This window comes from Cellulosimicrobium composti (genome assembly GCF_010287905.1).
GTDB classification, from domain to species: Bacteria; Actinomycetota; Actinomycetes; order Actinomycetales; family Cellulomonadaceae; genus Cellulosimicrobium; species Cellulosimicrobium composti.
The window spans coordinates 1-8092 of the sequence record NZ_JAAFAN010000104.1 but is presented as its reverse complement, the minus strand read 5'-3'; the positions used below and the strand labels follow the sequence as shown (position 1 = coordinate 8092).

The 8092-nt window shown below is 72.7% G+C and carries 7 protein-coding genes and 1 pseudogene; 5 read left to right on the top strand and 3 right to left on the bottom strand.

Going from position 1 to position 8092, the window contains the following annotated elements:
• Window positions 1-553 (bottom strand): annotated as a pseudogene (locus tag GYH36_RS18425) (hypothetical protein); the annotation flags it as partial.
• 75 nt (window positions 554-628) lie between these two features.
• On the opposite strand from GYH36_RS18425, the gene GYH36_RS18420 reads away from it, so the two are divergent.
• On the top strand, window positions 629-1117 hold the full coding sequence (locus GYH36_RS18420; protein WP_024841092.1) for a MarR family winged helix-turn-helix transcriptional regulator: 489 nt from the start codon (window positions 629-631) through the stop codon (window positions 1115-1117).
• A gap of 56 nt (window positions 1118-1173) precedes the next feature.
• On the opposite strand, the gene GYH36_RS18415 is transcribed toward GYH36_RS18420, so the two are convergent.
• On the bottom strand, window positions 1174-2619 hold the full coding sequence (locus tag GYH36_RS18415; RefSeq protein ID WP_024841093.1) for a class II fumarate hydratase: 1446 nt from the start codon (window positions 2617-2619) through the stop codon (window positions 1174-1176).
• 99 nt (window positions 2620-2718) lie between these two features.
• Complete coding sequence (locus GYH36_RS18410; RefSeq protein ID WP_024841094.1) at window positions 2719-3396, bottom strand: carbonic anhydrase; 678 nt, start codon at window positions 3394-3396, stop codon at window positions 2719-2721.
• Window positions 3397-3522: 126 nt separating this feature from the next.
• Between GYH36_RS18410 and GYH36_RS18405 the strand changes: the two genes are divergently transcribed.
• From GYH36_RS18405 to GYH36_RS18390, 4 genes are all read left to right on the top strand, one after another.
• Complete coding sequence (locus tag GYH36_RS18405) at window positions 3523-4815, top strand: sugar ABC transporter substrate-binding protein (RefSeq protein WP_115942234.1); 1293 nt, start codon at window positions 3523-3525, stop codon at window positions 4813-4815.
• Window positions 4812-5855, top strand: a complete 1044-nt coding sequence (locus tag GYH36_RS18400; protein ID WP_024841096.1) for a carbohydrate ABC transporter permease — start codon at window positions 4812-4814, stop codon at window positions 5853-5855. The genes GYH36_RS18405 and GYH36_RS18400 overlap by 4 nt, the downstream gene beginning before the upstream one ends.
• Entirely contained in the window at window positions 5855-6706 is an 852-nt protein-coding gene (locus GYH36_RS18395) for a carbohydrate ABC transporter permease (RefSeq protein ID WP_115942235.1), read from the top strand. The genes GYH36_RS18400 and GYH36_RS18395 overlap by 1 nt, the downstream gene beginning before the upstream one ends.
• Window positions 6707-6794: 88 nt before the next feature.
• A complete protein-coding gene (locus GYH36_RS18390; protein ID WP_155100284.1) occupies window positions 6795-8048 on the top strand; it encodes an ABC transporter ATP-binding protein in 1254 nt (417 codons plus the stop codon).
• Window positions 8049-8092: the final 44 nt, after the last annotated feature.

Genomic DNA, 8092 nt, shown 5'->3' with positions numbered 1-8092 from the left:
CGCCCGCCGTGCACACGAGCCACGCGAGGAGCGCGCCGCCCGCGCCGGCGAGCGCGCGCGGTCCGAGGTCGGCGAGGGCCGGGGCGCCCGCCAGGCCCGCGCCCGCGGCGAAGACGACGATCGTCGCGCCGGGCGGCCCGGTGCGCAGGAGCAGGCAGAGCGCCGTGGCCCCCGCGGCGAGGAGCGCGACGGCGGCGGTCGTCACGAGCGCGGGCGCGCCCGCGGCGGCCAGGAGCGTGAAGACCGCGATGGTGGCGGTCATGAGCGCGCCGACGGTCGCGAGGAGCGCGGCCCGCCGCCGGTACGGGTCGTAGCGGCCGTAGAGCGACGTGAGCGCGCCGAGCGAGGCGAACGCCGCGAGGTCGGGGCGGCCGAGGAGGCCCGGCACCGCGAGGGCGAGCGCCACGGCGGCGCCGCAGCGCAGCGCCGCGGCGAGCGTCGCGTCGGCGGGGCTCACGCGCAGGGCGGCGCGCAGGTGGGCGGGGTCGAGGACGTCCTGGGCGGCGGCGCGCACGGGCGCGAGGTGCGGTCGGGCGGGGGCGGGGAGGGGCATCGAGGCACCAGCCTACCGGTGTTTTCACGATGTTTCACCGGTGAACTACTGTGAGCCCCGCCCTATCCTGGGCGCGTGGACTACGTCGACCGCGTGCGCGCGGAGTGGGCTGAGCAGCGTCCGGACCTCGACACCGCGTCGTCGGCGGTCGGGGCCAGGTTGCGGCGCGTCGCGGCGCTGCTCGAGGCGGCGCTGGAGCGCTCCGCGGCACGCCACGACGTCTCGCGCGCGGAGTTCGACGTGCTCGCGGCGCTGCGCCGCGCCGGGCGGCCGCTGCGGGCCGGGGAGGTCACGACGATGACCGGCGCCCCCGGCGCGTCGATCACCAAGCGGCTCGACCGGCTCGAGCGTGCCGGCCTCGTGGAGCGCACCGTCGCGGAGCGCGACCGCCGCGGCGTCCTCGTCGCCCTCACCGACGCGGGGACCGCGCTCGTCGACGAGGTCTTCCCGCAGCAGCTCGACCGCGAGCGGGCGGCGCTCGTCGACCTCGACGACGCCGAGCGCGCCGAGCTCGCGCGCCTGCTCGCCGTCGTCCTGCGTCGCCTCGACCCCGTCGACCACTGACGACGGAGGCCGGGCGGAGCGGGCGCGCCGCTCCACCCGGCCTCGACCGGTGAACCTCAGGCCTGCGGGGGGCGCGTCATCGAGAGCACGTCGAGCGCCTCGTCGAGCTGCGCCTCGGTGACCTCGCCGCGCTCGACGAAGCCGAGGTCGATCACGGCCTGGCGGACCGTCACGCCCTCCGCGACGGAGTGCTTCGCGACCTTCGCCGCGGCCTCGTAGCCGATCACGCGGTTGAGGGGCGTGACGATCGACGGCGAGGACTCGGCGAGCGCGAGCGCCTTCTCCACGTTCGCCGTGATGCCCGCGACCGTCTTGTCCGCCAGCACGCGCGACGCGTTCGCGAGGAGACGGATCGACTCGAGCACGCCCTGCGCGATGACGGGGATCTGCACGTTGAGCTCGAACGAGCCCGACGCGCCGGCCCACGCGACGGTCGCGTCGTTGCCGATGACGCGCGCGGCGACCATGAGCACGGCCTCCGGCACCACGGGGTTCACCTTGCCCGGCATGATCGAGCTGCCCGGCTGCAGGTCCGGGATGAAGATCTCGCCGAGCCCCGTGTTCGGGCCCGAGCCCATCCAGCGCAGGTCGTTGCAGATCTTGGTGATCGACACGGCGATGGTGCGCAGCGCGCCGGAGAGCTCGACGAGCCCGTCGCGCGAGGACTGCGCCTCGAAGTGGTCGCGCGCCTCCGTCAGCGGCAGGCCCGTGTCCTCGACGAGCAGCGCGATGACGCGCTGGGGGAACCCGGCGGGCGTGTTGATGCCGGTGCCGACGGCGGTGCCGCCGAGCGGGACCTCCGCGGCGCGGGGGAGCGCCGACTCCAGCCGCTCGATGCCGTAGCGGATCGCCGCGGCGTACCCGCCGAACTCCTGGCCGAGCGTCACGGGCGTGGCGTCCATGAGGTGGGTGCGCCCCGACTTCACGACGGTCGCGAACTCCGCCGACTTGGCCTCCAGCGCCTCGGCCAGGTGGCCGAGCGCGGGCACGAGGTCGCGCACGACCCCGGCCGTCGCGGCGACGTGCACCGACGTGGGGAACACGTCGTTCGACGACTGCGACGCGTTGACGTGGTCGTTCGGGTGCACGTCACGACCGAGCGAGCGCGTCGCGAGCGTCGCGAGGACCTCGTTCGTGTTCATGTTCGACGACGTGCCCGAGCCCGTCTGGTAGACGTCCACGGGGAAGTGCGCGTCGTGCGCGCCCGAGGCGACCTCGTCCGCGGCGGCGACGATCGCGGCGGCGACGTCCTCGTCGAGCACGCCGAGCTCGGCGTTGGCGCGCGCGGCGGCCTTCTTCACGCGCGCGAGCGCCTCGATGTGGCCGCGCTCGAGCGGGGTCCCCGAGATGGGGAAGTTCTCCACCGCACGCTGCGTCTGGGCGCGGTACAGGGCGTGGGCGGGGACCCGCACCTCGCCCATGGTGTCGTGCTCGATGCGGTACTCGGTCGTGGGTGCGGCCTCGCCGGCGGCGGCGCCGGAAGCCTCGGGAGTTGCAGTCATGGGGCCATCCTGCCGCACCGCGCGCGGGCCGCCGCAACTCGCGTGAGCCGCGTCACGCCGCGGCCGCGGCGGTGCGCCGCGCCGCGGCCGGCGCGGGCGTCAGGCGTCGCCGACGGGCGCCTCGCCGACGTCGCCCACGACGTCGACCAGGCGCGCACGACCCTCCGCGAAGTCGTACTCGACGCCGACGATCGCGCACCGCCCCTCGGCGACCGCGGCGGCCAGACCGGCCGAGTAGGAGTGGAGCATGTCGACCGTGTTGCGCACGTGCTCGCGCCGCAGGACGTCCGGGTCGATGCTCTCCAGGGAGCCGTTGCCCGCCCCGGTGATCTTGGCGATCGACGGGATGACGCGGTCGACGACGGCGCGCACGAACCCGTCGGCCTGCGCACCCGTCGTGAGCGTCTCGACCGCGGCGCCCACGGCGCCGCACGAGTCGTGGCCGAGCACCACGACGAGCGGCGCCGACAGCACCTCGACGCCGTACTCGATCGAGCCGAGCACCGTGGTGTCCACGACGTGCCCCGCGGTGCGCACGACGAACATGTCGCCGAGGCCCTGGTCGAAGATGATCTCCGCCGCGACGCGCGAGTCCGAGCACCCGAACAGCACCGTGTGGGGGTGCTGCGCCGCCGACGTCTCGCGCCGTCGGTCCGCGCCCTGCGACGGGTGCAGGGGGGCGTCGGCGACGAAGCGGTCGTTGCCGGTCCGGAGCGTGGCCCACGCCTCGGCGGGGGTGAGCGTGCGGGGGGACGCGGTGGTGCGGGGAGCGGTCATGGCCTCCATCATCGCGCAGCGTCCGCTCCCACGACGTGCCCGTTCGCATGGCGGGCCGCCCGGGAGGGGTGTAGCCATAGGGAGGACGCCCCGGTGACGGGGAGGCCGCGACCGAGGGGAGCTGACGTGCGTCGACGCACCCGAGCGCTCGCCGTCCTGGTCGCCGCCGGGCTCGTGGCGCCGCTCGCGGCGTGCGGCCCGGGCGACGACGGGACGCCGGTGCTCACGTGGTACATCAACCCGGACAACGGCGGCCAGGCCGACATCGCGGCCTCGTGCACCGAGGCCGCCGACGGCGCGTACCGGATCGAGACGCAGCTCCTGCCGCGCGACGCCGCGTCGCAGCGCGAGCAGCTCGCGCGCCGCCTCGCGGCCAAGGACTCGTCGATCGACATCATGAGCCTCGACCCGGTGTTCATCGCGGAGTTCGCCGAGGCCGACTTCCTCGCCCCCGTGCCCGACGACGTCGCCGACGCGACGACGAAGGACGTGGTGCAGGGAGCGATCGACGCGTCGTCGTGGAAGGACGAGCTCGTCGCGATCCCGTTCTGGGCGAACACCCAGCTCCTCTGGTACCGCACGTCGGTCGCCGAGGCCGCGGGGCTCGACATGTCGAAGCCCGTCACGTGGGAGCAGATCATGCAGGCGGCGCAGGACCAGGACAAGCTCCTCGCCGTCCAGGGCGCCAAGGCCGAGTCGCTCACCGTGTGGATCAACGCGCTCGTCGAGGGCGCGGGCGGCCACATCATCGACAACCCCGAGGCGCCGGCCGACGAGGTGGAGCTCGGGCTCGACACCGACGCCGGGAGGGCCGCCGCGCAGATCATCGGCGACATCGGCACGTCGGGCGTCGGCGGCGCCGGGCTGCCGAGCGAGGACGAGCCCGCGTCGCTCACGGTCTTCCAGGGCGACCGCGGGTCCTTCATGGTCAACTGGCCGTTCGTCTGGTCCTCCACGCAGGGCGCGGTCGAGTCCGGGTCGCTCGACCAGTCCCTCCTCGACGACATCGGGTGGGCCCTGTACCCGCAGACGGTCGAGGGCTCCGACGCGCGCCCGCCGTACGGCGGCATCTCGCTCGGGATCGGCGCCTTCGGCAAGCACACCGACCTCGCCTACGAGGCCGCGCAGTGCATCGTCAGCCCGGACAACCAGGCCGAGTACTTCGTCACCAACGGCAACCCGGCCGCGAGCATCGAGGCGTACGAGGACCCGGACGTCCAGAAGGCGTTCCCCATGTACGACGTCATCCGCGACTCGCTCGACCAGGCGGCGCCGCGACCGCAGACCCCGTTCTACAACGAGGTCTCCACGGGCCTCCAGCAGACGTGGTACCCGCCCGCGGACGTGAACCCCGACTCCACGCCGCCGGCGTCCACCGAGTTCATCACCGCCGTCCTGCAAGGGGAGCGACTCCTGTGAACGCGCAGACCGGACCCGCCGCCGAGCCCCCGACGCACGGCCGGCACGCCGCGCCGTCGACCACCGAGGACCGCCCCACGGACCGCGCGCCGCGCGACGACGCCCGGCGCGGGGCGCCCGACGCCGAGGCGAGGGCCGCGCGCAGCGACCGCGCCCGCGCCGAGGCCCGCCTCGGCTGGTACCTCGCGGGTCCGGCGTTCGTCGTCATGCTCGCCGTGACGCTGTACCCGATCCTCCAGGCGGTCTACGACTCGCTGTTCAACTACAAGCTCACCGCGCCCGACGACCGGTCCTTCGTCGGGCTGAACAACTACGTCGTCATCCTCACGGACCCGGTGTGGTGGCAGGCGCTGTGGGTCACGCTCCTCATCACGGTCATCACGGTCGCCATCGAGCTCGTCCTGGGCTTCGCGCTCGCGCTCGTCATGCACCGCGCGATCAAGCGCCTGCGCGGGCTCCTGCGCACCGCGATCCTCGTGCCCTACGGCATCATCACCGTCGTCTCGGCGTTCGCGTGGTTCTACGCGTTCGACATCACGTCCGGGTACGTCAACCACTGGTTCGACTGGGTGCCCGGGATCGGGCCCGACCTCAACTGGTTCGCGCAGCAGGGCACGAGCCTGGTCGTCATCATCGCGTCCGAGGTCTGGAAGACGACGCCGTTCATCTCGCTCCTCCTGCTCGCCGGCCTCGCGCAGGTGCCGGGCGACCTCGAGGAGGCCGCGAAGGTCGACGGCGCGACCGCGTGGCAGCGGTTCACGCGCGTCATCGTGCCGAACATGAAGGCCGCGATCATGGTCGCGGTGCTGTTCCGCGCGCTCGACGCGTTCCGCATCTTCGACAACGTCTTCATCATGACGAACGGCGCGAACGGGACCGAGGTGCTGTCGCTGCTCGCCTACCGCACCTCGATCGGCCAGCTCCAGATCGGCATGGGCTCGGCCATCTCCGTGCTGCTGTTCCTGTGCGTCGTGCTCATCTGCTTCGTCGCGATCAAGCTCTTCAAGGTGGATCTCGCCGGCGCGAGAGGGGAGAAGTGATGGGCAGCGTCCTCAGCACCAGGGCCAAGGTCTGGTGGGCCGTCATCACGGTCGTCGTGCTCGTCGGCGCGCTGTTCCCCGTGGTGTCGATCTTCATGACGAGCTTCAAGGCGTCGAGCGACATCAACTCCGGGACGTTCCTGCCGCCCCGCTGGAGCACGGAGAACTACGAGCAGATCCTCGCGAGCGGGGGGTCGGCGCAGGAGCTGTTCCTGTCCGCGCTGCGCAACTCGATCGGCATCTCGCTCATCGCGACCGTCATCGCGGTCGTCCTCGCGACGCTGTGCGCCTACGCGATCGCGCGCCTCGACTTCCCGGGCAAGCGCCTCATCCTCACGACCGCGCTGGGCGTCTCGATCTTCCCCGTGGTCTCGATCGTCACGCCGCTGTTCAACCTGTGGCGCAACATCGGCCTCTACGACACGTGGCCCGGCCTGATCATCCCGTACCTGTCGCTCACGCTCCCGATCTCCATCTGGACCCTCGCGGCGTTCTTCCGCCAGATCCCGTGGGAGCTCGAGCAGGCGGCGCAGGTCGACGGCGCGACGCCGTGGCAGGCGTTCCGCAAGGCGATCGTCCCGCTCGCCGCGCCGGGCGTGTTCACGACGGCGCTCATCGCGTTCTTCATCGCGTGGAACGACTTCGTGTACGGCATCTCGCTCACGTCGACGAGCGCCGCCCGCCCGGTGCCCGCGGCCCTCGCGTTCTTCACCGGCGCCTCCTACTTCGAGGAGCCGACCGGGGCGATCTCCGCCGCCGCCGTCGTCGTGACGATCCCCGTCGTCGTGCTCGTCGTGCTGTTCCAGCGCCAGATCGTCTCCGGCCTGACCCAGGGGGCGGTGAAGGGATGAGCACGCCGCCCCGGTCCCGACCCGCCCCCGACCGCACGCCGGCCCGCGCCGCCGCGCCCCGAGCACGCCGAACCCGAGGAGAGAGCTGATGGCGTCGATCACCCTCAAGGACATCGTCAAGCGCTACGGCGACGGGTTCCTCGCGGTCGACCGCGTGAACCTCGACATCGCCGACGGCGAGTTCGTCATCCTCGTCGGGCCGTCCGGCTCGGGGAAGTCGACGGTCCTGCGCATGATCGTCGGGCTCGAGGACATCACGTCCGGCGACCTCGAGATCGACGGCGTGCGGGTCAACGAGAAGGCGCCGCGCGAGCGCGACCTCGCGATGGTGTTCCAGAACTACGCGCTGTACCCGCACCTCACGGTCGCGGAGAACATCGCGTTCCCGCTGCGGCTCGCCAAGGGCAAGCACAGCGAGGAGGAGATCCGCGAGAAGATCGAGCACGCGGCCGACATGCTCGACCTGCGCGAGCACCTCGACCGCAAGCCCGCGAACCTCTCGGGCGGTCAGCGCCAGCGCGTCGCGATGGGTCGCGCGATCGTCCGCGACGCGAAGGCGTTCCTCTTCGACGAGCCGCTGTCCAACCTCGACGCGAAGCTGCGCGGCCAGACGCGCACCGAGATCGCGCGCCTGCAGCGCCGGCTCGGCACGACCACGGTCTACGTGACGCACGACCAGACCGAGGCCATGACGCTCGGCGACCGCGTCGCGGTCCTGCGCCGCGGCGTCCTCCAGCAGGTCGCGAGCCCGCGCGGGCTGTACGAGCAGCCCGTCAACCTGTTCGTCGCCGGCTTCATCGGCACGCCGCCCATGAACTTCCTGCCCGGCGAGGTGAAGGACGGACGGATCACGCTGCCGTTCGGGGAGTTCGACATGCCCGAGAGCATCACGAAGGCCGTCGGCGACCGGGGGCTCGTGATCGTCGGGCTGCGGCCCGAGCACTTCGAGGACGCGCGGCTCGTCGACCCGTCGAAGAAGGACCGCGGGCACACGTTCGAGGCGCAGATCGACGTCACGGAGTGGCTCGGCGCCGAGCTGTACGCGTACGTGCCGTTCGACATGCACGAGTCGGTCAAGGGCCAGCTCGAGGAGCTGGACCGCGAGCTCGACGGCGAGGGTCTGCGCACGCAGTTCGTCGTCGCGCTCGACTCGGCGTCGCGCGTGCGCGACGGCGACACGACCGACCTGTGGTTCGACCCCACGAAGATGATGATCTTCGACCCGGAGACGAGCGAGAACCTCACGCGCGACGAGGACGAGGCCGCGCGGATCGAGGAGGAGAACGCCGAGGACCGCAAGCGGTCGCTCGAGCGCGCGCAGAAGCAGGACGCCCAGGTCTGACGCAGGTCTCGGCCGCCCGGGCGCGTGCCCGGCCTGCGACGCGT

What these genes read in the sequence shown, in the direction of transcription:
- GYH36_RS18415 (WP_024841093.1), bottom strand. Translation starts at nt 2,619, where the DNA reads ATGACTGCAACTCCCGAGGCTTCCGGCGCCGCCGCCGGCGAGGCCGCA.
- GYH36_RS18410 (WP_024841094.1), bottom strand. Translation starts at nt 3,396, where the DNA reads ATGACCGCTCCCCGCACCACCGCGTCCCCCCGCACGCTCACCCCCGCC.
- GYH36_RS18395 (WP_115942235.1), top strand. Translation starts at nt 5,855, where the DNA reads ATGGGCAGCGTCCTCAGCACCAGGGCCAAGGTCTGGTGGGCCGTCATC.
- GYH36_RS18390 (WP_155100284.1), top strand. Translation starts at nt 6,795, where the DNA reads ATGGCGTCGATCACCCTCAAGGACATCGTCAAGCGCTACGGCGACGGG.